This is a genomic window from Streptomyces sp. NPDC050625 (assembly GCF_040654755.1).
Classification (GTDB): Bacteria; Actinomycetota; Actinomycetes; order Streptomycetales; family Streptomycetaceae; genus Streptomyces.
Genome location: NZ_JBFAIQ010000004.1, coordinates 80,946 through 103,866 on the forward strand (window position 1 = coordinate 80,946; position 22,921 = coordinate 103,866).

The window sequence follows — 22,921 nt, forward strand, 5'->3', positions numbered from 1 at the left end:
CCCGCACGCTGACGCAATGGGTGGACAGACACGCACCCGGCCGGAGGTCCCATGAGCGATGCGCACGACCCCGGCTCCTCTCCCGGTCGAGGTCAAGGCCCGGAAGGCACCCCGCCGGCCCCGGGCGGTCCGGGGACGGCCCAGGGAACCGCGGCCGGCCGGGTGGCCCGCAAGGTCGCCTCGGCCGTGCTCATCGTGCTCACCTGCATCCTGGTCCCCGTCGCCCTGCTGACGACCTGGGTGCACGACATCGTGCTCGACAACGACCGGTACGTCTCCACCGTCGCCCCCCTCGCCACCGATCCGGCCGTCCAGGACGCGGCGGTGCACCGGATCACCGAGGCCGTGGCCGTGCATGTCGACGGGCAGCAGGTTGCCGGGGACATCGCCACCTGGCTGGAGTCCCAGGGACTGCCGCCCCGCGCCGGCGACGCCCTGAAGAACCTGGGACCGCAGCTGAACTCCGCGGTCGACCAGGCCGTGACCAAGGTGGCCACCCGGGTGGTGCAGAGCGACGTCTTCGCCAAGGTGTGGACGGACGCCAACCGGGCCGCCCACAACGCCGTCGTGCACGCGCTCACCGGCAAGGGCCGCGGCTCGGTCGGCGTCTCCGGCGGCACCGTCACCCTCGACGTGGGCGAGGCCGTCGAACAGGTCAAGAAACAGCTGGTCGACGCCGGACTCTCCCCGGCGAAGTACATCCCCACGGTCAACAAGCAGCTGGTGCTCTTCCACTCCGACGAGCTCGCCAAGGCCCGCAAGGGCGCCCGGCTGCTGGACGCGCTCGGCAACTGGCTCCCCGTCATCGTCGTGCTCATCGGCGTCGGCGGCGTGCTGCTGGCCCGCGGGCGACGGCGGGCCCTGGCCCGCACCGCGCTGGGCGCGGCCTTCGCCTGTCTGGTCGTGGCCGTCGCGCTGATCGTCGCCCGTGACTACTACCTGGACCACCTCCCGCCCGAGGTGCAGTCGAAGGCGGCGGCCTCCGCGATCTTCGACACGCTCGTGCGCTTTCTGCGCGTCAGCCTGCGCACGGCGATCGTCCTGGGCGTCGTCATCGCGCTCGGCGCCTACTTCATCGGCCCGGGAAGGCTGCCGGTTGCCGTGCGCGGCAGGTCCGAGAGCACCGCGGACGCCACGGCCCGCTGGGCGGCGGACCACCACATCCGTACGGGCCGGGCGGGGGAGTGGGCGCAGTCGTACCGCCGGGCGATCACACTCGCCACGCTGCTGATCGTGGCCCTGGTCTTCGCCCTGTGGAACCATCCGACGGTTCTGACGGTCCTGCTCCTGGTGCTCGTGCTGCTCGCCGTACTGGCCCTGCTCGCTCTGCTGGCCGCGAGCGGCCGCGCGGAGGCCGAGGGACAGCCGTCGGCGCCGGGCCCGCCAGGACAGGAAACAGCCTGATCAGCGGGAGTCCTTCCGCGACGCGAAGGACTGTTCCGTCCAGATCGTCTTGCCTTCGTCCCCGTACCGCGTGCCCCATGCGTGGGCCAGCTGCGAGGCGATGAACAGACCCCGTCCGCCCTCGTCGACCGTGCGGGCGTGACGCAGATGCGGCGCCGCGGCACCGGCGTCGCGGACCTCGCACGTCAGGCTGCGGTCATGGATCAGCCGCAGCTCCAGGGGCGGGTCCCCGTACCGGATGGCGTTCGTGACCAGCTCGCTGACGATGAGCTCGGTGTTGAAGGCGGTCTCGTCGTCCACCTTCCAGGCGGTGAGCTGCGAGCGGACGCGATGCCGGGCCTCGGCCACCGCGGCGGGATCGGCGTCCAGGTACCAGGAGGCGACACGGTCGGCGGGCAGGGAGCGGACCCGCGCGACGATCACCGCGGCGTCGCCGGCACCGAGGCCCGCCGGGAGCGCGTACACGACCGCGTCGCACAGCTCCTGCAGCGGGCGGTCGAGGTACTCCGGGGACGAGTGCAGGGGTCCCGGGGAGTCCGCGAGGTACGAGGTCAGCAGGGGGTCACTGGTGAAGACCAGGACGCTGCCCTCCGGCGCCTCGAACTCGACAGACGTGAACGGCGCGTCCGCGTCCGTGCCCAGCCGGGGTCCGGTCGGCGGGTCCGGGATGCCGACGGTGCCGTCGGGCCGTACCAGGAGAGGTGCCAGCCGGCCCGCTCCCGCGATGGCAAAGGTGCCGGTCAGGGGATTGTGGATCGCGTACACACAGTCCGCGGCGAGCGTCTCGCGGCGCAGCGGATCGCCCAGCGGGAGATTCGCGCGCTCCGCGGCCAGCTGGGTCGTCGTGTCGTGCAGCCGGGCCAGGAGCTCGTCGGGGGCGATGTCGAACGCGGACAGCGCGCGGATGACCGTACGCAACTGGCCCATGGTCGCGGCCGCGTTGAGGCCGTGCCCGGACACGCTCCCCACCACGAGCGCGGTCCGGGCGCCGGACAGGGCGATGGTGTCGTACCAGGACCCGGGATCGGCACCGGTGACGGACAGATAGGCGGTCTCCAGGGACGCGTGGCTCTCCGGTGTACGGGGCAGCAGCTGGCGCTGGACCGTCGCGGCGACGGTGTGCTCCCGGACGAAGCGCCTGGCGTTGTCGATGCACAGGGCCGTGTGGGCGGCCAGCTCGACCGCGAGTCGTCTGTCGCTCTCGTCGAAGGGGGGTGTCTCCCCCACGCGGTAGAGGCTCACCAGGCCCACGACCGTGTCGCGCAGGGTGAGCGGCACCGCCAGCAGGGTGTGGGCGCGCGACGAGTGGATGGCCTCGGCGCGCGGGGGGTCGACGGCCAGCCACGGGGCGTCGCGCTCCAGGGGGACCACCCGCGGGAGCAGGTCGGTCAGGGCCTGGGAGAAGGGAGTGGGGGCCGGCAGCCGGCGTACGTCACCCACCGGGTGCGCCTTCGGCGGGTGCGAACTCGTGGCGCGGAACGCGGTGCGCATCAGCGGCGTGCCCCGGGGCAGCGGGGCGAGCGGCGGATCGTCGCCGCGGATGACGGCGTCCACCACTTCGACGACGGCGACGTCGGCGAACATGGGCACCAGGGCCTCGACGAGTTCCTCACCGGTCACCGCCGCGTCCAGCATGCGCCCCACCCTCCGGCGCACCGAGTCGAGGACCTCGACGCGGGCCCGGTTCCGCTCGCGTTCGGTGACGTCGACCGCGGTGACGGCCAGCCCGATCACCGCGCCGGAAGGGCTCTCCAGCCGCAGCACGGTGATCTCGAAGTGGCCCACCCGCGGCGGGTCCCCCTTGACGCGCGCCCGTACGACGCGGTCCCGCATCGGGACCCCGGTCTCCAGCACCCTGAGCGCTTCGGCCTCGAGTTCCTCCTGGTCGTCGACGACGTCGTACACCTCGCGGAGCGGGCGTCCGATCACCTGGTCCATGGGGATGTTCCGCATGGCAGGCGTAGCGGTGTTGACGCGCACGACGCGCAGCTCCGTGTCCAGCAGATGCAGCCCGACCGGTGACTGGGTGAACAGCGCCTCCACCATCGAGGCAGCCCTCTCGTCCACCTGCCGGCCGGGACGGCTGTACGCCACAGGAACCACCTCCGGGGCTCACGCGCATCTCCCAGCGTGCCCCGTGCCGCAAGCCGCCGCATTCGGGGCCTGAAGGCGCTGGTCGGGCGCGGTGCGCGGTCCGGTGCGCCGCACTGTCCCGGTACCCCGCGGCCCGCCGTATCACCTCTGCCGGGTGAGGCCGGGCGGCGCGTCACGGCGGAGGATCGGCAGGAAGCCACAGTTCGCCTGCGCCACACTCCACCCGCGGGGAGAGCAGCTCATGCGGTACGAGATCCGCATCGACGGACACCTGTCGGAGACGCTCGTCGAAGCCTTTCCCGAGCTCGACCATGTCGTCGTGTCGGATCAGACGCTGCTGTTCGGCCCGGTCGTGGACGAGGCGCACCTCTACGGACTGCTGGCCAGGTGCCAGTCGCTGGGGCTGCACGTCCTGGAGATGCGCCAGCTGCCGGAGTGAGGAGGAGCCATGCCCGTACCGTCGCATTCGGGACCTGGTGCCGGACCGGACCAGGACCCCTACGGCACGTCCTTGGGGTCGCAGGGGGATCCCCTGGAGGTGATGGCCGCTCTCGGCGCCTCCTGGGGCTGGGCGCTGACCTCGGCGCTCGTCACCCTGATTCCGGGCATCGTGATCCTGGTGTGGCCGCACGGGACGCTGCATGTGGTGGCGGTCGTCATCGGCCTGTATCTGCTGGTGAGCGGTGTGCTCAGATTCGTCTCGGCGTTCGCCCGGGAGGCTCAGGGCGAGCGGTTCGCCCGGGTCCTGGTCGCGACGCTGTTCGTCGTGGCCGGTGTGCTGTGCCTGCGTCACCCCCTGCAGACCATCGCCGCGTTGTCCCTGATCGTCGGTGTGGCCTGGCTCGTGTCCGGCATGCTCACCCTCTACACCGCCGTCGCCGTCAAGGGCCTGCCGCACCGGGGCGTCCTCGCCGGCGTGGGTGCGCTAGGCGTCGTCGCGGGGATCGTGGTCCTTGCGCTGCCGACCGAGTCCGCGGTCGTTCTGACCCGGCTGCTGGGCCTGTGGCTGGTCCTGCTCGGACTGGCGGAGCTGGTGATGGCGTTCGCCCTCCGGGCCGCGATCCGCAGGGCTCAGAAGGACACGGTGTGAGCCTCGGCCCGCCGATCACCCTCATCGGGTGAGGCGCACGGCCGGCGCGGCGGACACGCTGAGTTGGGCACGGGCCGCCACGAGGGCGTCCACCCCGAACGGAGGAGGAGACAAGTGGCCGTACACACGTACCTCGCCTACGACTATCCGCTCCTGAGCGCGTTCTGGACGATGCTCTGGTTCTTCGTGTGGATCATGTGGTTCATCCTGCTCTTCAAGGTCATCCTCGACGTCTTCCGCGACGACTCGCTCGGCGGCTGGGGCAAGGCGGGCTGGCTGGCCTTCGTCATCCTCCTCCCCTTCCTCGGTGTCTTCGTCTACGTCATCGCGCGGGGCAGGGGCATGAGCGGCCGTGAACTCGCATCCGCGCGGGCGCAGAAGGAGCAGTTCGACACCTACATCCGGCAGACCGCCGGCGGCACGGCCGAGCCGAGCAGCGTCGACCAGCTCGCCAAGCTGTCCGAGATCCGCGCCAGGGGTGACATCACGGAGGAGGAGTTCCAGCGGGCGAAGGCGAAGGTCCTGAGCTGACCGCCGCACGCCGTACACAGACCACTGCCGGACGACGACCACGGCCGGACGACGACCACGGCCGGACCAGACGAAACGAGGCGGAGCGATGACCACCACCCCCCGCACGCAGACCGGAACGAAGCAGGCATGGGCCGCGGGCCTGATGACGTTCGCCGCCGTCATGCTGATGATCACCGGAGTGCTCGGCATCTGCCGCGGCATCATGGCGATCCTCAAGGACGACGTCTTCCTCGTCACGCCCAGCTATGTCTTCCGGTACGACCTGACCGGTTGGGGCTGGATCCATCTCGTCCTCGGCGCGATCGCCGTCGTGATCGGCCTCGGGTTGTTCCAGGCGTCCTTCTGGGCACGGATGGGCGGCATCGCCATCGCCGCGCTGATCGTCGTCGCGAACTTCCTGTCCCTGCCGTACTACCCCGTCTGGTCGATCCTGATGATCGCCATCTCGGGGTTCGTCATCTGGGCCCTGTGCGTGGCGAGGACCGAGGAGCCCGCCTGATCCCCGAGCGCGCCTATGCAAGCAGGGTGGGGCTCCCGAACCGGACGTTGACCCCGGGGGAGTGGAGCACACTGACCGGCGGGCTCGTCAGGGGCGGCAGCCCGGCGGCCGTGACCAGGTCGTCGTCGAGATCGAGCAGCCGGGCCCGGTGCAGCGGCCACGGCGCGTGCTCGTTGGGCAGATGCACCGTGCGGCCGCGCCATGACACATGCAGACCCCACCGTGCGGTCAGGAACCGCTCCAGCCGCGTGGGTTCGGCGATCGGCTCGCCGACCCGCACGACGGCTCGGCTCGCCTCGCTCCGGCCGCCCGGGCGCCTGCGGCGGCAGCTGTACGTGATCACGTCCCCCTCGCGGCGCAGGCGCATGGTGGACCACACGTACGGCAGCCGGACGCCGAGCCGTCCCACCAGCACCGGTATGAGCCGGGCCGCGTCCAGGGACCGGAAGACGACACCGCGCCGGCCGTGCTCGTCCACCGAGTACAGGCGGACGTTCGTCTCGCAGAACGTGCCCAGGTACGGCAGGCCCGGCCCCGGTCCCAGGCCCACGCCGCGCATCAGGAACGGGACCAGGCCGACGTAGGTGACCCCGTCCAGCGTGTCGGGACGGGTGCCCGCAGGCAGCAGACCCGCCACCCGGTCCGGCTCCACCGCCCAGTGCAGGAAGGCCAGTTCGTGCCAGCCCTGGACGAGCGTCGGCCGCCGCACCGGCCGCGGGGTGGACAGGGTGATCGGCTCGGTCTCCATGACGAAGCGTTCTAGCACGGAGACCGAGCCGGTCCGTCAGCGGTCCGGCGACTGCTGGAGCATGGCCAGGGTCAGCACATGCCCCCCGATGCCCCAGCCTCCGTCGGTCACCTCCTCCACCAGGACCATGGTGCCGGCGCGGGCGCGCTCACCGTAGATCTCGACATAGAGCTCGGTGGTGCGCGTGACGATCAGCTCCTTCTGCTTCTCGTCGAGGCTTCCCGCGGGGACCTTGAAGTTCGCGAACGGCATGGTGGGGTCTCTCCTTGTGTGGTGATGCTGTCGGTCGGGTGATGCCGTCGTCGGTCAGACGATGCCGCCGTTGGCGCGTACGACCTGGCCGTTGACCCAGTGGCCGGCCGGCGACGCGAGGAAGGCCACCACCTCGGCGATGTCCGCGGGGGTGCCGAGCCGTTCCAGCGGGGGCTGGGCGGCCAGCCGGGCGACGGTCTCCTCGTCCTTGCCCTCCAGGAAGAGGTCGGTGGCGGTGGGACCGGGGGCGACGGCGTTGACGGTGACGTCTCGGCCGCGCAGCTCCCGCGCGAGGACCATGGTGAGCGCCTCGACCGCGCCCTTGCTCGCGCTGTACGCGCCGTACCCGGGGAAGGCCAGGCCCACCACGGAGGTGGAGAAGGCGATGAACGCCCCGCCGGCGCGCAGCGTACGGGCGGCCTGCTGGGCGACCACGAACGTGCCGCGGATGTTGGTGCGGTGCATCGCGTCGAGCTCGGCCAGATCCAGCTCGGCGACCGGGGCCAGAAACATCCGGCCGGCCGCGTGGACGACCACGTCGACCCCGCCGAACTCGGACCCGGCGGTGGCGAACAGCGCGGCCACCCGCTCCTCGTCGGCGACATCGGCCCGGACGGCGACCGCCCGGCCACCGGCCGCGACGGCTTCCTTCACGGCGGCCTCGGCAAGGTCGCGGCTGCCCGCGTACCCGACCACGACGGCGTATCCGTCGGCGGCCAGCCGGCGCACCGTCTCGCGGCCGATACCGCGCGAGCCGCCGGTGACGACGGCGACGCGGGGCGCCTCGGACCTGGTGGGGGCCGCGGCGGATTCCTGGGTGGACATGGTGACTCCTGCGCAAGATGTCGTACGAGGGCGCCACGACGCGTGGTCCGTGGCGCCGGGCGACCCGGTGTTGCCCTGCTTGCCTCCCCACCCTCGGCCGGAGTTCCCGCGACAACCACGGCTGTGTCCACCCTGGGGTCGGCGACCCCTGGTTCCGCCCGCCGTCAGGCGTGACCATGGACGAGTGAACCAGTCGGAGCTCGCCGCCTATCTGAAGTCCCGCCGCGACCGGATCCGCCCGGCCGACGTCGGTCTGCCCACCGGTCCCCGGCGCCGGGTGCCCGGACTGCGCCGCGAGGAGGTCGCCCAGCTGGCCGGGCTGTCCGCGGACTACTACACCGAGCTGGAACGCGGTCGCGGCGCCCAGCCCTCCACCCAGGTCCTGGCCGCGCTGGCCCGCGCGCTACGGCTGAACGGCGACGAACGCGACCACCTCTTCCACCTCGCCGACCGGCCGCTGCCCCCGGCGACCCATGGCCCCGCCGCCCATGTCCAGCCGGCCCTGCTCGGGCTGCTGGACCGGCTCACCACCACCCCCGCCCAGGTCATCACCGACCTGCACGAGACCCTGGTGCAGAACCCCCTCGCCGCGGCGCTCGTCGGCCCGCCCCCGGCGGTGAGCGGACCCGCGGCCAGCCTTGTGTACCGCTGGTTCACCGACCCCGCCTCCCGCGGGCTCTACCCCCGGGAGGACCACCCCCATCACTCCCGGGTGTTCGTCGCCGACCTCCAGGCGGTCGCCGCGAAGCGGGGCAGCGATCCCGAGGTGACCCGGATGGTGGCCTCGCTGCGCCGCCGCAGCGAGGAGTTCGCCGCCCTCTGGGACACCCATGACGTCGCGCTCCGCCGGACGGACCACAAGCGCATCGTCCACCCCGCGCTCGGCGTCATCGAGCTGGACTGCCACAGCCTGTTCAGCGAGGACGGCCGCCAGCGCCTGCTCTGGTTCACCGCCCCGCCCGGCACCGAGGGCGCCGCCCAGCTGGAGCTTCTCTCGGTCATCGGAACCCAGGACATGACGACGTCGGCCGACGAGTTCGGGCGGCGGCGGGGGTGAGCGGGTGCCCCTGGGCGGGCCGAGGCGGGTGCGCCGGGCGGTGCTGACGGCCGTGGCCGAACGGGAGCCGGCCCCCGAGGAGATGGCACGCATGCCCAACTGGCCGAGCTGACCGGAGCCGAACGCAGGCGCCTGACCGACGACTTCCTGGACGCCGTCTTCAACGGACCCGCCGGCCTTGGGACAACTCGGGCCTTGCCGCGGCCCGCCGCTCGATGACTCCCGAACTGCCCGACAGCCACGCTGCGGCACCTGACCGAAGCCCAGCGGCGCCTGGCCGGGGACCGTACGGCCGAGCCGGCCGACGACGCCGAAGCTCGGCGGTTCAACGGCCGGCCCGCCCCGGAACCCCGCAGGTGACGGATCGCGCGGTGTGCCGTTCGGGTGTCTCCCGGTGGCGGGGCTCCCGGGGAGCAGGCTTGCTGGTGGCGGGGACCGCCGGAACCTCCGGAGAGGAAGCGAGCCGCGCATGCAGAACATCGGGCCGGGGGAGCAGGCCCTGCAGACCCCGCGGGCAGCCGGGCTCGCGGGGATCGTCTTCGCGCTGCTGCTCGCGGCCGCCATCGTCCTGATCCGGCTCGGGATTCCCCAGGGCGCCGACGCGGTCACCGCCCCGGGGTTCACCGACTCGGCCCGACGCGGTGCGGTGCGCGCGGCCCTGGATCTCGTGCCGTTCGCCGGCATCTTCTTCCTGTGGTTCGTCGGCGCCGTACGTGCCCATGTCGGCAACGCCGAGGACAAGTTCCTCGCCACCGTCTTCCTCGGCAGCGGCCTGGTCTTCACCGCCACCATGTTCGGCGCGGCCGCGGCGGCCTGGGCCGTCCTCGCCACCCAGCAGCCCTCCGGCGGCGCCCCCGAGCTGTCCACCTGGAACTTCGGCCGCCACTTCGCGTACACGCTGATGACCGGGTACGCGATGCGGATGGCTGCCGTCTTCGCGGGCTCGCTGTCGGTGCTCGGGCATCGCCTCGGAGTCCTGCCCCGGTGGCTCACCCTGCTGGGCTTCCTCACCTCACTGACGCTGCTCTTCGTCGCGCCGAACGTCCCTTGGTCCGAGCTGGTGTTCCCGGGGTGGTCGCTGCTGCTGAGCGTATACATCCTCGCGGTGAACGGTCGCCGGCGGCAGGCCGTCACGGTCGGCTGAGGACGGCGCCGCGGGACGTCACCCGATCGGCATGTCCCGGCGCGCGCGGCCACATCCCGGCTTCCATGCTGGCGTGCGGGAGATGACCGCCGTCCCGAGGCGAGTGCCCGCCGAGCGGGCGCAGCGCCGACGGACCTGGCCGCCGAAAGGGCGGAGCGTCGATGAGGCTTGTCGTCGATCTCAACAAATGCCAGGGGTACGCGCAGTGCGCGTTCCTCGCACCGGATGTCTTCGCCATGCACGGCGAGGAGTCACTCGTCTACAACCCGCGGGCCGAGGAGGAGCAACGCGAGCGGCTCGCACGCGCGGTCGCCGCCTGCCCGGTGCAGGCGATCACGGCCGACGGGCTGGACGGCATGGGTGGCGCGCCCTCACAAGCCGCTCGGGAGTCCTCCGATGGCAGCTGACTATCTGGACCGGCTCCGGCGCGAGGGCCGGATCGTCATCGTGGGCGCCTCGCTCGCCGGACTGCGAGCCGCCGAGACGCTGCGCGACGAGGGCTTCACCGGTTCGCTCACCCTGATCGGCGACGAGCCGTACGAGCCCTACGACCGGCCGCCGCTGTCCAAGGCGGTGCTGCTGGGCAAGGCGGACCCGCGCCACACCGAATTGCCCCGGTGTCGTGAGGTCGACGCCAAGTGGCGCCTCGGTGTCCCCGCGACCGGCCTCGACATGACGGCCAAGCGGGTCCGGCTGGCCGACGGGGACGAGGTCGAGTACGACCGCCTGCTGATCGCGACCGGCGTACGGGCCCGGCCCTGGCCCAAGGAGCCGGAGGCCCAGCTCGACGGCGTCTTCGTGCTGCGCACCCGGGACGACGCGGTCGGGCTGCACCGGCGGATGAAGGCCGGTCCGCGCCGGGTGTTCGTCATCGGTGCCGGGTTCACCGGTTCGGAGATCGCCTCCGCCTGCCGGGACCAGGGCATCCCGGTCACCCTCGCGGAGCGGGCGGGCGCGCCCCTGGCGGGTGCCCTGGGCGGGGTGATCGGTGCCGTCGCCGCGGACATGCACCGCGAGAACGGCGTGGACCTGCGCACCGGTGTGATGGTCACCGCCCTGGAGGGCGACACGGTCGGCCGGGTGCGCGCCGTGCATCTGTCCGACGAGAGCGTCGTGGAGGCGGACGTCGTGGTCGTCTCGCTCGGCGCCACCCGCAACACCGACTGGCTGGCCGGATCCGGGCTCGGCGCGGGCCCCCGGGGCATCGCCTGCGACGCGGGCTGCCGTGCCTTCGACTTCCGGGGCATCGTCACCGACGACATCTTCGTCGCGGGCGACGTAGCACGCTCCCCGCACGCGCTGTTCGGCTACCAGTTCCTCTCCCTCGAACACTGGGGCAACGCCATCGCGCAGGCCGAGACCGCCGCGCACAACATGATCAGCCCCAGCAGCGATCGCCGGCCGCACCTGTGGATGCCCGCCTTCTGGTCGTCGCAGTTCGGCGTGAACATCAAGTCGGTGGGCGTACCGCCCATGGGCGAACAGCTCATGATCACGCAGGGCTCGCTGGCCGAGCGCCGTTTCGTCGGGGTGTACGGCTACCAGGGCCGGATCATCGCCGCCGTGAGCTTCGACAACACGCGGTGGCTGGGGTTCTACGAGCGGATGATCGAGACGGGCGCGCCGTTCCCGGTGGAGTTCTCCACGGTGGACCGCCGTCCCGAGGGCCGCACGCCCGTCCCGGCCGACTTCCCCGACCCGTCGCTGCCGACACACGGCCCGACCGTGACCCTCAGCGGTTACTCACCGGCCGACCGACAACTGGTCTTCACCCCGGCCCGGCACTGACCGAGGGCCGGCCCCGCTCGACGTCCGCCCGGACCTGCACGCCCAAGGACCCCACATGACGCAAGCCTCGATCCTGCGGCAGATCACCGACTACGCCAATCGCGCCAACCCGTATCCGCTGTACAAGGAGTTGCACAAGACGCCGGTGCTGCAGGACGAGGAGGGCGGTCCCTACGTCGTCAGCTCGTACTGGGACATCAAGGGCCTGCTCCACGACCCGCGGATCAGCTCCGACGCCGCCAACCTCGCCGCCGCGGGCGACGACCAGGCGGGGGTCGAGGAGACGGGGCTGCCGCCGAGCTTCATTAGGCTCGACCCGCCGGAGCACGACCGGCTGCGCCGCATGGCCAACAGCGCCTTCGGCCCGCCGCACCAGCCCCGCCGGATCGACTCCATGCGCGGTGACCTCGCCCAGATCGTCTCCGACCTGATCGACGGCCTCGGGGACCAGCGGCAGATCGACCTGGTCGACCAGTTCGCCTACCCCTTCCCGGTGACCGTGATCTGCCGGCTGCTCGGGGTGCCGCGCGAGGACGAGCCGCGCTTCCGCGCCTGGGTCGACCCGCTCGTCGCCTCCCTCGACCCGGACACCCGCGAGAGCGCCACCGCCGAGTTCCGCAAGTCCGCGCAGGAAGCACGGATGCAGCTGGGCATGTATCTGGCCGGACTGGTCGAGGAGCGCACCAAGAATCCTCGCGACGACATGCTGACCGACCTGGCGACCAACCGTGGCCCGGACGGCGCCATGACGATGATGGAAGTGCTCAGCACGGCGGTGCTGCTGCTCATCGCGGGCCACGAGACCACCGTCAACCTGATCACCAACGGCATGCTCACGCTGCTGCGCCACCCGGACGTCCTGCAGCGCCTGCGCGACGATCCCGGACTGTCCGTCAACATCGTGGAGGAACTGCTGCGTTACGAGCCACCGGTACAGCTCGTGCCGCAGCGCACCTGCATCGCCGACATCGAGCTGCGCGGGGTCACCATCCCGAAGGGCTCCCGCATCTGGCTCGTCCTCGCGGCGGGCAACCGGGACCCGGAGCGCTTCCAGGACCCCGACCGCTTCGACCCGGACCGCGGGGACATCCAGCACCTCGGCTTCGGCAGCGGCATCCACAGCTGCTTCGGCGCCCCGCTGGCCCGCCTCGAAACCCAGATCGCCCTGTCGGAACTGGCCCGCCGGCTCGGCAACCCCCGACTGGTCGAGGACCCACCGCCGTACCGCCCGAACGCGGTGCTGCGTGGCCCGCGCCATCTGACCGTCGCCTTCGACGACCTGCTTCCCTAGGGGGTGTCGTTTGGATCATCCCGGCGTCGCGGGGTCTGGCACGCACTCCCCCAAGCTCTTCGAGCAGGGGGGACCCCAGCCGCGTTGTCGTCACTCTCCCCCAAGCTCTCGGCTTCGCTCGACCAGGGGGCACCCCCACGACCCCGCTCGGGTCGGCCGGACCCCACCGTTGGTCACGGCCGGCCTGATCCAAACGACGCCCCCTAGTCCTGCTCCTTGGCCCGACGGTGCGGGATCTGTTCCCGGGCGGACTGCCAGCGTGAGCGTGCCTGTGCCACCACGCTGTCCCACTGGCGGCGGACCTCCCTCTCCGAGGGGCGCTGCCCCCGTCGGATCCGGCCGAGTTCGTCCCGTACCTCACGCCCGATCGCCGAGGACCCGACGATGACGATCATGAAGCCGAAGAGACCGGAGATCATCGCGAACACGGCTCCGACGGAGCCGTACCGCGAGGCGTAGGAGTTGAACAGCCGCGGCATGTAGACCGTCGCGCCCATCTGATAGACCCCGGCCAGCACGGACGCGGTCATGGCGAACGGGAACAGGTCGACCCAGCCGATCCGGTTCGCGGACAGGAGCCGGCCGCTCCACAGCAGGAAGACTGCGGTCACCGGCACGTCGCACAGCGCGGGAACCAGACCCACGCGGCCCTGCGGCAGGTTCGCGTTCAGCCAGCCGGTGACCGCGAGAAAGACACCCAGGGAGAGAATCCACCACAGGCCCTTGCGGGTGTTGCGCACGCTGAGCGGCTTGATCTCCCAGGTCTGTTCGAACAGCCGCTGCGAGGCCCGTGCGAAGCTCAGCGCGGAGATGGTCAGGAACACCAGCCCGAACACGCCCCCGCTCGAACTGCCCTGCCCGGCGGGCGTGAAGAGGGCGGTGACCGCCTCGGCGCCGCCCCCAGTGAGGTGGTAGCGGGTGATGATGCGGTTCGCGATGCCGTTGCCGTTCGCGAGGTTGTCGAAGACGACACCGAGGATGATCGCGAGCGGGATCAGCGCCGTCAGCGCGCTGGAGGCCAGAGCCATCGAGCGGTCGAAACCCACGATCTTCTGGAACCGGTTGATGACGCGCAACGCGAAGTCAGGGCGCAGCCAGAACGTCAGCGTTCTGACGAGGCGTTCGCGGTTGATCGTTACCAGGCCTGTCCTCCGGGAAGATCGGGACCGGTGGGGCGGCGCCAGCCTAACGGGCGATCATGCGCACGGCGGGTGGACTCGCGTCCGCTCCCGACCGTCACCCGCGAGGCCCAACGACACGGGCCGGCTTGGTGTCGTGCAGGTTCTTCTGCCGGAGCCCGATCCGGAGCCCGCGCCGGTTCAGGTGCGGGCCGCGTCGGTGAGGATCACGTCGCTCGCCTTCTCACTGATCATGTAGATGGGCGCGGCGACGAAGAAGCCGGGAACACGGGGGAAGACCGAGGCGTCGACGATCCGCAGGCGCTTCACCCCATGCACCCGGAAGCGGCTGTCGACGACGGCCGCCGGATCGTCCGCGCGTCCCATCCGGCAGGTGCAGGAGGCGTGGTGGCCCCAGGCCTCGTCCCGGACGAAGCGGCGGATGTCGTCGTGGCTCTCGACCTCCTCGCCGGGCCACAGCTCCTTGAGGATCACGGACCCGGCCCTGCGGTTCATGGCGCGTACGAACTCCACGGCACCGGCCACCGCTTCGAGGTCCAGTGCGGCCTTGTCCGTGCCCTCGTCGAAGTAGTGGAAGTTCACCAGGGGGGTGTCCCGCGGGTCGGCGGAGCGCAGGCGCACCCGGCCCCCGGTGTTGTGGGTGCGGCTCTTGAGGACGGCCCAGGTGAAGCGGTCCCTGTGGACCGTCCGGTCGAGCGAGTGACCGGGACGGTAGCCCCGGAAGTCGAAGGGCCCGCCGAGGATGAACAGGTCGGGTACGTCGAGTTCGGGCCGGGACTTGCGGGTGATGCCGAGGACGGCGCCGTTGGTCGTGTACGGGCCCTCGCCGTGCTGCCAGGCCCGGTAGCAGGGGTCGGGTTCGGTTCCCGGCCGCGGTCCGTGGAAGGCGCAGTCCTTGAGGACCGGGAACTCGCGGTCCAGCCGGCTGACCACGCAGACCTCGTAACGGTCCTGCAGATGGGCGCCCACGCCCTGGAGGTCCACGCGCACCGGGATGCCGTGTGCCTGCAGCTCCGCACGCGGTCCGATGCCCGAGAGCATCAGTAGCTGGGGCGTGTTGAAGGCACCGGCGGCCAGGATCACCTCGCGGGCGGCGAGGACCCTGCGCGGCACCGGCGCTCCGGCGACCGGCCGGGCGGCGGGGTCGGCTCCGTAGAGGTGTGCCCCGTCGAGGTAGTCGACGCCGGTCGCCGCGCTGTTCGCGTCGAGCACGACGCGCGCCGCCAGGGCGTTCGTCCGCACCACCAGCCGGCCGGGGTGGCTGCGTTGCACGGCCCGGACGCGCTCGCGCACGGCGCTGCGCCGTCCGTCCGCCGTGGAGAGCGGGATCTGCCACAGGCCCTGCAGCGCATGGGTCTGCGCCCGCCAGTCGTTGGGGTCGTCGAAGGAGCCGAGCCCCTCCGGCGCAGAGAGCGGCCGGTCGAGGAGGTCGGCGAGCGTGTCCTGTGCCGCGGTGAGGATGACCTTCAGCAACTGCTTGTCCTGGACGGCCAGTTCGGGGTCGGCGAGGGTGGTCGGCAGCCAGCCGTCGAAGCCGTGCCGGGCGTCGTTGCGGTAGCGGGCGGCCACGAAGGGCACGTGTCTGAGCAACGCGGCCGGCCCCGGGCTCTCGGGCAGCTCCTTGGGCCTGGGCCGGTAGGTGCAGCGCTCCAGCCGCTCGAAGTAGCGGCGCATGGCGGCGCTCTGCCAGGACGGGTCACCGGTCTCCGCCGCGATGGCGTCCCAGTCGCGGTTGTACGGATACATGGTGATCAGCGCGTGGTGCGCGGTGCAGCCGCCGACCGTCCCGGCGCGCGGGTACAGGATGCCCTTGCCCGGGACGGCCTTGCTGTCGCGCCGCTGCTGCTGCTCGTCGGCGTAGTGCCGTACGAAGTAGTTCCAGCACTGCACGGGGTCCTCGGAGGCGTCCGCGTGGAAGGCGGGCACCAGGTAGTTGTCGTTCTCCTCGGCGCCACCCGCGTCGAGCAGCAGGGTGCGCATGCCCGCGGCGGCGAGGTTGGCGGCGAGCGGCCCGCCGCCCGCGCCGGCCCCGATGACGACATAGTCGAAGCCCGTCTCGGCGGCCGGAGCGGCCCCGGGCTCCGTGGTCACTTCCGCTTCCACTTGACGGGGTCGGTGAGCGAGACGGCGGCCAGCACGGTGTCGGCGGCAGAGACGAGCGTGGTCAGCACCGCGGTGCGGGGCGGGATCTGGCCGCCGATGCCGAGCATCGCCGCCGTCGCGGTGTCGCTGCCGTGGATGAGCACGCCCTCGGACAGATCCTGCCGCAGCTGTTCGTCGTCGTGGGCCAGCAGGGCGAGGCCGAGCAGGATCGTACGGATCCCGAAGAGCCGGAAGGCGTAGACGGCGGCCGGGCTGGGCGGCTCGCGGCCCGGGTCGAGGCGACGGATGAGGAGGTCCGGAGCCAGAAGCCCCGCGGCACCGTTGACCAGCCGTACGGCGGCGAGTGCGTAGACCGCGGCAGGGCGGGGGACGGCAAGATCCGTGGCCATGTTGTCTCCAGGGGGTGCGGTGATTCCTGCGGTGACGGATCTACCGCCGAACCTCGCGACACGGGAGAGAGGACCCTGGAACGCTCCGAATACCACGTTATGGGACCAATTGGTCGCCTGCACCTTGAGGACATGACAGTCCTGACGGGACATGAGTCAACCCGATGGGTGATCCACACGTCTATACGGAGGCGGGAGGCTACGGCGACCGGTGGACAGCCCCTGCCAGGGGGAGTTCATGAGTGCTGGAGTGGATGGGGAGCCGGCTTCCGCGGTCTCGCGGATCGTGTCGTGGGTCTTGCGTGTGCTGCGGGACGAGTGGCGGGGCATCGTCGTCGAGCCCGTGCGACAACTGCTGCGACGCAGGCTGTCCGGGCTCTGCCTGGCGTTCGTGGCCGCGCTCGGCGTCATCTTCTTCCATGACATCGCCCAGCATCCGGCCGGGGCGAGAGCGGTGTGGCTGCTCGGGGGCGTCACCGCCGACCTGCCGTTATGGCTGTCCCTGCTGCGCACCCCGGTGTCGCTGTACGTGCCCGCGCTCGATCTGCCGGTGTGGGCGGGCATCACCCAGCTGTTCCTGGCCTTCGCCCTGGCCGAACTCTCGCTGGGCCGGGCCAGAACCCTGTTCGTCGCGTACGCCACCACACTGGCCGGCACGCTCACCGCGCGGGCGATGGTCGCGCTCGGTCCCGGCTGGTGGGGCCTCGGGCTGCCGCCCGAGTGCGGGAAGGTGCTCGACACCGGGCCGTCCGCGGCGGTGGTGGGCCTGTTCACCTACATCGCGGTGATCCGGCGCGCGCCCGTCGTCTTCGCCCTGACCGGCGGGTCGATGGTGTGGGAGTCGATCGCGGTGCCCAACCTGGCCGGCCGTGAGCATCTGATCGCGGTGGGCGCGGCGATCGTCCTGGGGCTGTATCACGGACGCCGTGAGTGGCTGCCGGGGACCGCACCGAACACCCTGCCGAGGCCGGCCCTCGGTGGTGCGTCGAAGACGTAGTGATCTTCTCCTGAGCGCGGGCACGGCTCGCCCCGGTGCCCGTTGTCAGTGCTGCCTGCGACCCTGCACACCATGGATGAGCAGGAGTTCATGCGCGGCAGGGTGTACGGGGCCGATCACGACGACGCGGGCCCCCGGCCGGGCCACACCTATGTGCAGCTGGTCGGGGGCCCGCTGGACGGACTGTTGCTGGACATGACGGACCGGTCCGGCGGGGTGCCGGGCGAGCAGGTGGCGCTGGTGACCGAGATAGGCCGCTACGGCCCCGGCGGCCGGGCCCTGTACGCGCCCCGCCCGAGCGACGGCCGCCGTTACGACTGGCGCGGCGACGTGCCCTGACGGCCGGACCGCCTCAGCAGGCGCCCTCGTCCAGCCAGGGACCCCACTGGGCGGCGCCGGGCACCTCGTTCTGGGTCCACCACTGGGCCTTCCAGTTGTGCTTGCCGTACGAGACCTCGTTGCCTTTCGTGTAGACAGCCGTGGCACTCCAGGCCGGCTTGCACGAGGTGCCCGGCGGCGTCGGTGTGGGGGTGGGCGTCGGGGGCGAGGTGGGCGGGGTGGCTCCGGCGAACTTCACCGAGTACTTGGCGAAGTCCCAGGAGTTCTGGGCCACGCTGGAGCAGGTGCCGGAGGTGCGGCCGCCGTTGTCGGCAGGGGTGCACTGGCGGTCGCGGTTGAGGGACCAGAAGGTGAAGCGGTCCATGTTGTGGCTCGTGGCGTAGTCCAGGACGGTCTGGAAGTCGGCCTGCGAGAAGTACTCGCCGGTGTCGCTGCGGCCGTTCATGCCGGAGAAGCCCTCATGGGCGTAGGCGGTCGCCTGGTCCCAGCCGAAGGTGGACTGCAGGATGGAGTTGAAGTTGGTGAGGGCGCTGGTCTGGGCGGCCGCCCCGTTGAACCCGCCGTCGAACGGCATGATGGAGAAGTTGTTCGGGGTGAACCCCTGCGACTTCGCCTCCAGCAGCATCTGCTTGCCGAACCAGCCGGTGCCGTCCGCCGTGCCCGCCGTGGTGACGGAGACGTAGAGGCCGGGGTTGTTCTGCTGCAGGATCTTGGCGGCGCCGATCTCGTTCCTGATCGCCGCCGTGTTCTCGTACTCCGGCTCCTCCAGGTCGAAGTCGATGGCGTGCAGCCCGTACTTGGTGATGACCTGCTGGTAGGCCGCCGCCGTGGCGGCCGCGTCCGAGCACACCTGGCCCAGTTTGGTGCCGCCGTATCCGCCGATGGAGACGGAGACGTCGCCGCCCTTGGCGCGGATCGTGTTGACGACCGACTGGACGGCGGTGTCCGAGGAGACGGGCGCCGTGCCGCCCCAGGTGGGGGAGCAGCCGCCGCCGTTGGGGGCGAGGACGAAGGCCAGCTGGAACGCCTTGAGACCGGTGGCGTCCATGATGGCCGCCGGGTCCGGCGGGTCGTTGTCCAGGGGCATCAGATACGGGGCGGCGGCGTACCACCGGTTGCTCAGTGCGGTGGTCGCGCCCGAGGCGTTGCCCGCGACGAGCGCGGTCGTGCCCGCCGCGGCGAGCCCGACGGCGGCCGCCGCACCCAGACATGTGCGAAGACGTCTCACTGCCTGCCTCCAGAGGGGTGGGGGGAGAGTTGCCCCAGCCTCCGGGAGCTGTTGCGGCCACGTCAATAGGTTGGTCTAGTCCAAATTTCACTTTGGACTAGACCATACGATTTCTTTACCCCTGTTGCTCCCTCAGTTCCTGGGTCAGCGCGCTGAGTTTGTCGCGTTCGCCGCCCGGCGGCACATAGGAGAACCGGGGGCACAGGGTGTGGCCGGGGTGTGCCGGGTCCGGGGTGCGCATCAGCGCGACGGCCCTGTTCTTCAGCGCGTACATGCCGTGGACGGCCGACTGCAGCGCGGTCGCGGGCACCCTGACGCTGTTGTCGTAGACCTTCTCGACGCCCGCGAAGGCCAGATAGAGGTCGTCCACGAGCCGCGAGTACGTCAGGTCGAACTGGTTCAGCGCGACCGCCTCGGGCCCGCCCGTGGTGCCGTTGCGCCGGGTGTACAGCGCCGGGTGGACGGCGCTGTAGTCCACCAGCAGCAGCGCACCCTCGGGGACCTGGTTGGCCAGCTGATGGGTGCGGAAGCGGCGGCCGGTCTGCAGTTCGCGGAAGCGCGCGTAGTGCGAGTACATCTGCCACCCGGAGTGCAGCCGGTCCTCGTCGGTGACCTTCTTCGCCTCCTGCCGCAGGCACTTCTCGGGCAGGCCCTCGCCCTCGTCGACGATCTTCTGGATCGCCCTGCGGGCGGAGGCGCGGTCCGTCACCTCGACGACATGACCGGCGCCGCCGTAGTACTCGCTGTCCGGGATCTGGGCGGAGTTCTTGGCGAAGTCCGAGTCCTTGCAGATCTTCTTGTCGTTCAGGGCGGTGAGGATCGCCTCGTAGAACTCGCCGATGGTGCGGTAGCTGCACCCGGCGATGTCGATGTCGGCCAGGTTGGCCGCACCGTGCAGCGGGTGCTCGATCTCGACGAAGCCCGCCACGGCCTCCGGGCAGAACGGCAGCAGCTCCAGCGTGCCGATGCCGGAGATCAGCGGGCTGTTGAGGGGGTAGTCGGGGATCGGGCTCAGATTCCTGCGGCCCTGGAACTCGACCGGGTCGGGACTCGGGACCTGTCCCAGGGCGTTGAGGACGTTGGCCGCGAGCGTCATATGGAGCATCTCCTCCATGACCACGCTGCGGATCGTCTGGGCCGCATCGGTGTTGCACCCGTCCTTGATGGAGTAGAGCGCCGTCAGATAGACCGGGATGGTGCTGAGCTCCAGGCCGATGGCCAGCTGGAGGGCCGCCTTCAGGTCCTTCTGGTTCGAGATCGGCTGCGTCACTTGCTCTTCCCCTTCAGCTCCTCGGCGATCTGGTCGCCGGTGCGGATGGCCAGCGCGGTCATGGTGAGCGTCGGGTTGGAGGTGCCCAGGGTCGGCAGGCTGCCGCAGCCGACGATGTAGAGGTTGGGCAGGTCGTGGCTGCGCTGGTGGCTGTCGACGACCGAGGCCTTCGCGTCACTGCCCATCCGATGGGTGCCCACGACATGCCCCGCGCCGCGCACCCAGTAGGTCCGGCCGTCGTACGTCACCTCGGCCGGGTCGCCCGGTTCGTAGTGGGTGTAGTCGCCGGGTTCGTACGTGGGACGCCTCACCTTCTTGGGGATCTGGAGGGCCTTGAAGAGCTGTTTGCTCGCCTCGGCCGCCCAGGGCAGCGAAGCGCGCACATACTCGGAGAGGTCGTAGTGGATGACCGGACGGTGCTTGCCCAGCGCGTCCTTGTACTGGTCGCTGATGGTGACCCGGTTCGTCTCCACGGGGTCCTGCTCCAGCTCCCAGGCGATCCGGAACTGGCGGGGCAGGATCTCGCCGAGCCGCTTGCGCAGCGCTTTGCCGTAGAGCTGCGCCTTGCCGGCCTCGCCGCCGCCGACCAGGTCGTGGACCGTGTCGTACGGGGCGTTCTCCGGGAAGTTCCAGCCCCAGTTGCCGATCTCGACCCGGAAGCCGGTACGCTCCGCCCGGAAGGAGCCGTCCCGGAAGGCGGGGATGCCGGACGTGGAGCCGGGCCCGCGGAACGCGCCGGCGTTGTCCTTGAGCAGGCCCCAGGTGAGCAGCAGCGGGTGGTCCATCAGATTGCGGCCGACCTGGTCGCTGTTGTTGGCGGCCGGCGCGGAGGCGAGCAGCAGGGTGGCGTTCTCGACGGCGTTGGCGGCCAGCACGTAGACGTCGGCGGTCACGGTCCGCTCCACCGGCGCGCTGCCGTCCTCGTGGTACGTCTTGTACGTCAGCCCCGTGACCTTCCCCTTCTTGCCCTTCTTCTGGTCGTGGTTCACCCGCATGACGACGCACTGGCTGCGCACGGTGACCCTGGCCCTGGCCTTGTCGACGCCGGAGTCCTGGTCGGGGTACTTGATGATCAGCTCGTACAGCGTCTTGAGCGCGTTGTACTTGGCCTGCGCGGGGCAGATCGGGATGCAGCTGGAGTTGCCCTCGCACCGCTGGCCCCGGTCGGCGTTCCCGACGGCGCCGATGACCTGGTACCCCTGGCGCGGGGTGGAATTGCGGCCGGCGGGAGTGTTGCTGATCATGACGGGGAACTCGTGCTTCTTGTTCTTCCCGTCGGTCAGCTTGATCACCAGGCCGTCGGTCATCTTGGCGATGTAGTCGTCGAGATAGCTGTTGGGAATCCGCTGCATGGGGAAGTGGTACTCCCCCTTGGGAAACCTCTTCTTGTCGGCGGACTTGAAGAACTTCCTGGGGTCGCCCTTCTCGATGCCCGGGTAGCATTGGTCGTCCACGTCGCCCGCGACGCCGATGACGTCCCACTCGGCGCGCTCGTAGTACGGCTTCAGCTCGTCGTAGGTCAGCGGCCAGTCGACGCCCCGCTTGTAGGCCGACCTCATCCTGAAGTCGTTGGGGAGCATCCGCAGACAGGTGCCGAGCCAGTGCAGGGTGGTGCCGCCCAGCGAGCGGGCGTAGTCGCTGCCGAAGGGCATCGGGCCCATCTGGACGAAGTACCCGCTGTCGACCGGGCGGCCCGGCTCCGGGCGCCGGATGTCGAGCACGTTCGGTTGCGGGGCCGAACCGCTCGCGGGATAGGGCGCGTTGGGGACCTTGAACAGGGCCTCCTGATAGGCCTCCACATAGGTGTCGTACTTGTCGGCGCTCATCGCCGTGGCCCGTCCGGCCTCCAGGATCAGGATGCGGGGGTACCGGGGCGGGTTCATCCCGGCGGCCTTCTCGATGACCGTCTTGGCGACGGTCGCCCCGGCGATGCCACCGCCGACGATGACCAGGTCGTACTCGTTGCTCATGGTGCTTCCTCGGGTTGTCTCGGGCTTCCTGGGCTTCGGGGGGCTCAGAGGATCGGGGGCAGATAGGGGGGTTCGGCCCAGGACCCGAAGCCCGGGGGTTTGCCGCCCATGGGGTGGGCTCCGGCGGCGGCCCAGACCAGGCCCTCGCGATAGGCCTGGGGGGAGACGACGTGCTCGACGTCGTTCGCGGTCGAGCCGTTGATGTCGCGGTAGCTCCCGGGGAGCGGATACCAGCTGCCGAGGTACCAGAGTTTGATCAGGCTGACGGCGACCGGACCGAAGCGCGGGCTGTCGATCACGTTGTCCCGCAGGGCCTTGCCGTCCTTGTTCTGCCGGTCGGTCGCCAGGGCGTCGGCCGCGGCGCGCAGCAGCTGTCCGGCCTCGCGCTCGCCGATGATGCGCAGGACGGTGGCGTAGTAGGTGTCGAGCAGGCCGGTGCCGGCCAGCTCCGCACGGTCGAAGCCGGTGAGGGCGACGGACAGGTCGGTGAAGATTTCTCGGGGGTCGGGGGCGTTGTGGGGCATGCGGGTGCTCCCGGGCAGGGTGGGGGCGGGGGTCAGCGAATCAATCGCCCGGAACGCGGTTGACGTAACGGCGTCGACGGGCATCCCATTGGCATATGCAAAGGTCGAGACGGGTCGCGAAGTGCGCCTTTGTGCGAGAAGCCGGGGTCGGTATTCAACGTGCCGAATTCACCCGACCGGGCCTGCCCAGTTGCCCCCTGCCGTCCCCGGCCCCGATGTCAATGTGATGTTTCCCG

The 22,921-nt window shown here is 70.9% G+C and carries 23 protein-coding genes; 12 read left to right on the forward strand and 11 right to left on the reverse strand.

Going from position 1 to position 22,921, the window contains the following annotated elements; translation table 11 throughout:
• The first annotated feature begins 51 nt into the window (after positions 1-51).
• Positions 52-1,404 carry a hypothetical protein gene (locus tag AB0I54_RS10840; RefSeq protein ID WP_363295600.1) on the forward strand — a complete coding sequence of 451 codons (1,353 nt, stop codon included), beginning with the start codon at positions 52-54 and terminating at the stop codon, positions 1,402-1,404.
• Here AB0I54_RS10840 and AB0I54_RS10845 read toward each other — a convergent pair whose 3' ends face one another.
• A complete protein-coding gene (locus AB0I54_RS10845) occupies positions 1,405-3,498 on the reverse strand; it encodes a SpoIIE family protein phosphatase (protein ID WP_363295601.1) in 2,094 nt (697 codons plus the stop codon).
• Between the two features lie 241 nt (positions 3,499-3,739).
• On the opposite strand from AB0I54_RS10845, the gene AB0I54_RS10850 reads away from it, so the two are divergent.
• The 4 genes from AB0I54_RS10850 (at position 3,740) to AB0I54_RS10865 (ending at position 5,621) form a co-directional block, all read left to right on the forward strand.
• Positions 3,740-3,937 (forward strand): hypothetical protein, encoded by a 198-nt coding sequence (locus AB0I54_RS10850; protein WP_363295602.1) that lies wholly within the window; start codon positions 3,740-3,742, stop codon positions 3,935-3,937.
• A gap of 9 nt (positions 3,938-3,946) precedes the next feature.
• Positions 3,947-4,588, forward strand: a complete 642-nt coding sequence (locus tag AB0I54_RS10855; RefSeq protein ID WP_363295603.1) for an HdeD family acid-resistance protein — start codon at positions 3,947-3,949, stop codon at positions 4,586-4,588.
• Positions 4,589-4,702: 114 nt separating this feature from the next.
• The gene (locus tag AB0I54_RS10860; RefSeq protein ID WP_363295604.1) at positions 4,703-5,119 is read left to right on the forward strand and encodes an SHOCT domain-containing protein; all 417 of its coding nucleotides are present in this window, start codon (positions 4,703-4,705) and stop codon (positions 5,117-5,119) included.
• 88 nt (positions 5,120-5,207) lie between these two features.
• On the forward strand, positions 5,208-5,621 hold the full coding sequence (locus AB0I54_RS10865; RefSeq protein ID WP_363295605.1) for a hypothetical protein: 414 nt from the start codon (positions 5,208-5,210) through the stop codon (positions 5,619-5,621).
• A gap of 13 nt (positions 5,622-5,634) precedes the next feature.
• On the opposite strand, the gene AB0I54_RS10870 is transcribed toward AB0I54_RS10865, so the two are convergent.
• Genes AB0I54_RS10870 through AB0I54_RS10880 form a run of 3 tightly spaced genes read right to left on the reverse strand, consistent with a single transcriptional unit; the run spans position 5,635 to position 7,446 of the window.
• Positions 5,635-6,369 carry a DUF2071 domain-containing protein gene (locus tag AB0I54_RS10870; protein WP_363295606.1) on the reverse strand — a complete coding sequence of 245 codons (735 nt, stop codon included), beginning with the start codon at positions 6,367-6,369 and terminating at the stop codon, positions 5,635-5,637.
• 36 nt (positions 6,370-6,405) lie between these two features.
• On the reverse strand, positions 6,406-6,621 hold the full coding sequence (locus AB0I54_RS10875) for a 4-oxalocrotonate tautomerase family protein (RefSeq protein ID WP_363295607.1): 216 nt from the start codon (positions 6,619-6,621) through the stop codon (positions 6,406-6,408).
• A 54-nt stretch (positions 6,622-6,675) separates the two neighbouring features.
• The gene (locus AB0I54_RS10880; RefSeq protein ID WP_363295608.1) at positions 6,676-7,446 is read right to left on the reverse strand and encodes an SDR family oxidoreductase; all 771 of its coding nucleotides are present in this window, start codon (positions 7,444-7,446) and stop codon (positions 6,676-6,678) included.
• A 184-nt stretch (positions 7,447-7,630) separates the two neighbouring features.
• Here AB0I54_RS10880 and AB0I54_RS10885 point away from each other — a divergent pair, with 184 nt between their 5' ends.
• The 5 genes from AB0I54_RS10885 to AB0I54_RS10905 all read left to right on the forward strand — a co-directional run bounded on the left by AB0I54_RS10885 (position 7,631) and on the right by AB0I54_RS10905 (position 12,726).
• Positions 7,631-8,503: a helix-turn-helix transcriptional regulator gene (locus AB0I54_RS10885; RefSeq protein ID WP_363295609.1), complete on the forward strand. Its 873-nt coding sequence runs from the start codon at positions 7,631-7,633 to the stop codon at positions 8,501-8,503.
• 469 nt (positions 8,504-8,972) lie between these two features.
• Positions 8,973-9,647: a hypothetical protein gene (locus AB0I54_RS10890; RefSeq protein ID WP_363295610.1), complete on the forward strand. Its 675-nt coding sequence runs from the start codon at positions 8,973-8,975 to the stop codon at positions 9,645-9,647.
• Positions 9,648-9,808: 161 nt separating this feature from the next.
• A complete protein-coding gene (locus AB0I54_RS10895) occupies positions 9,809-10,054 on the forward strand; it encodes a ferredoxin (RefSeq protein WP_363295611.1) in 246 nt (81 codons plus the stop codon).
• The gene (locus tag AB0I54_RS10900) at positions 10,044-11,435 is read left to right on the forward strand and encodes an FAD-dependent oxidoreductase (RefSeq protein ID WP_363295612.1); all 1,392 of its coding nucleotides are present in this window, start codon (positions 10,044-10,046) and stop codon (positions 11,433-11,435) included. Before AB0I54_RS10895 ends, AB0I54_RS10900 begins: the two co-directional genes overlap by 11 nt.
• A gap of 55 nt (positions 11,436-11,490) precedes the next feature.
• A complete protein-coding gene (locus tag AB0I54_RS10905) occupies positions 11,491-12,726 on the forward strand; it encodes a cytochrome P450 (RefSeq protein WP_363295613.1) in 1,236 nt (411 codons plus the stop codon).
• Positions 12,727-12,929: 203 nt separating this feature from the next.
• On the opposite strand, the gene AB0I54_RS10910 is transcribed toward AB0I54_RS10905, so the two are convergent.
• From AB0I54_RS10910 to AB0I54_RS10920, 3 genes are all read right to left on the reverse strand, one after another.
• Positions 12,930-13,802 carry a YhjD/YihY/BrkB family envelope integrity protein gene (locus AB0I54_RS10910; RefSeq protein WP_363295614.1) on the reverse strand — a complete coding sequence of 291 codons (873 nt, stop codon included), beginning with the start codon at positions 13,800-13,802 and terminating at the stop codon, positions 12,930-12,932.
• Positions 13,803-14,045: 243 nt separating this feature from the next.
• Positions 14,046-15,956, reverse strand: coding sequence for a GMC oxidoreductase (locus AB0I54_RS10915; protein ID WP_363295615.1), 1,911 nt, complete (start codon positions 15,954-15,956; stop codon positions 14,046-14,048).
• Positions 15,953-16,357 carry a hypothetical protein gene (locus tag AB0I54_RS10920; RefSeq protein WP_363295616.1) on the reverse strand — a complete coding sequence of 135 codons (405 nt, stop codon included), beginning with the start codon at positions 16,355-16,357 and terminating at the stop codon, positions 15,953-15,955. Before AB0I54_RS10920 ends, AB0I54_RS10915 begins: the two co-directional genes overlap by 4 nt.
• Before the next feature lie 238 nt (positions 16,358-16,595).
• Here AB0I54_RS10920 and AB0I54_RS10925 point away from each other — a divergent pair, with 238 nt between their 5' ends.
• Together AB0I54_RS10925 and AB0I54_RS10930 are read left to right on the forward strand one after the other, a co-directional pair.
• Positions 16,596-17,354 (forward strand): hypothetical protein, encoded by a 759-nt coding sequence (locus AB0I54_RS10925; protein ID WP_363295617.1) that lies wholly within the window; start codon positions 16,596-16,598, stop codon positions 17,352-17,354.
• 72 nt (positions 17,355-17,426) lie between these two features.
• Complete coding sequence (locus AB0I54_RS10930) at positions 17,427-17,693, forward strand: hypothetical protein (RefSeq protein WP_363295618.1); 267 nt, start codon at positions 17,427-17,429, stop codon at positions 17,691-17,693.
• A 13-nt stretch (positions 17,694-17,706) separates the two neighbouring features.
• On the opposite strand, the gene AB0I54_RS10935 is transcribed toward AB0I54_RS10930, so the two are convergent.
• The 4 genes from AB0I54_RS10935 to AB0I54_RS10950 form a co-directional block, all read right to left on the reverse strand.
• A complete protein-coding gene (locus AB0I54_RS10935) occupies positions 17,707-18,921 on the reverse strand; it encodes a carbohydrate-binding protein (RefSeq protein WP_363295619.1) in 1,215 nt (404 codons plus the stop codon).
• A gap of 115 nt (positions 18,922-19,036) precedes the next feature.
• Complete coding sequence (locus tag AB0I54_RS10940) at positions 19,037-20,191, reverse strand: ferritin-like protein (RefSeq protein WP_363295620.1); 1,155 nt, start codon at positions 20,189-20,191, stop codon at positions 19,037-19,039.
• On the reverse strand, positions 20,188-22,161 hold the full coding sequence (locus AB0I54_RS10945; RefSeq protein ID WP_363295621.1) for a GMC family oxidoreductase: 1,974 nt from the start codon (positions 22,159-22,161) through the stop codon (positions 20,188-20,190). Before AB0I54_RS10945 ends, AB0I54_RS10940 begins: the two co-directional genes overlap by 4 nt.
• 44 nt (positions 22,162-22,205) lie before the next feature.
• A complete protein-coding gene (locus AB0I54_RS10950; RefSeq protein ID WP_363295622.1) occupies positions 22,206-22,685 on the reverse strand; it encodes a hypothetical protein in 480 nt (159 codons plus the stop codon).
• Positions 22,686-22,921 lie beyond the last annotated feature (236 nt).

Bases quoted from the DNA above. Each gene is read 5' to 3' on its own strand.
- AB0I54_RS10840 (WP_363295600.1), top strand. From the start codon at position 52: ATGAGCGATGCGCACGACCCCGGCTCCTCTCCCGGTCGAGGTCAAGGC.
- AB0I54_RS10850 (WP_363295602.1), top strand. From the start codon at position 3,740: ATGCGGTACGAGATCCGCATCGACGGACACCTGTCGGAGACGCTCGTC.
- AB0I54_RS10855 (WP_363295603.1), top strand. From the start codon at position 3,947: ATGCCCGTACCGTCGCATTCGGGACCTGGTGCCGGACCGGACCAGGAC.
- AB0I54_RS10865 (WP_363295605.1), top strand. From the start codon at position 5,208: ATGACCACCACCCCCCGCACGCAGACCGGAACGAAGCAGGCATGGGCC.
- AB0I54_RS10870 (WP_363295606.1), bottom strand. From the start codon at position 6,369: ATGGAGACCGAGCCGATCACCCTGTCCACCCCGCGGCCGGTGCGGCGG.
- AB0I54_RS10875 (WP_363295607.1), bottom strand. From the start codon at position 6,621: ATGCCGTTCGCGAACTTCAAGGTCCCCGCGGGAAGCCTCGACGAGAAG.
- AB0I54_RS10880 (WP_363295608.1), bottom strand. From the start codon at position 7,446: ATGTCCACCCAGGAATCCGCCGCGGCCCCCACCAGGTCCGAGGCGCCC.
- AB0I54_RS10890 (WP_363295610.1), top strand. From the start codon at position 8,973: ATGCAGAACATCGGGCCGGGGGAGCAGGCCCTGCAGACCCCGCGGGCA.
- AB0I54_RS10895 (WP_363295611.1), top strand. From the start codon at position 9,809: ATGAGGCTTGTCGTCGATCTCAACAAATGCCAGGGGTACGCGCAGTGC.
- AB0I54_RS10900 (WP_363295612.1), top strand. From the start codon at position 10,044: ATGGCAGCTGACTATCTGGACCGGCTCCGGCGCGAGGGCCGGATCGTC.
- AB0I54_RS10905 (WP_363295613.1), top strand. From the start codon at position 11,491: ATGACGCAAGCCTCGATCCTGCGGCAGATCACCGACTACGCCAATCGC.
- AB0I54_RS10920 (WP_363295616.1), bottom strand. From the start codon at position 16,357: ATGGCCACGGATCTTGCCGTCCCCCGCCCTGCCGCGGTCTACGCACTC.
- AB0I54_RS10925 (WP_363295617.1), top strand. From the start codon at position 16,596: ATGAGTGCTGGAGTGGATGGGGAGCCGGCTTCCGCGGTCTCGCGGATC.
- AB0I54_RS10930 (WP_363295618.1), top strand. From the start codon at position 17,427: ATGGATGAGCAGGAGTTCATGCGCGGCAGGGTGTACGGGGCCGATCAC.
- AB0I54_RS10945 (WP_363295621.1), bottom strand. From the start codon at position 22,161: ATGAGCAACGAGTACGACCTGGTCATCGTCGGCGGTGGCATCGCCGGG.
- AB0I54_RS10950 (WP_363295622.1), bottom strand. From the start codon at position 22,685: ATGCCCCACAACGCCCCCGACCCCCGAGAAATCTTCACCGACCTGTCC.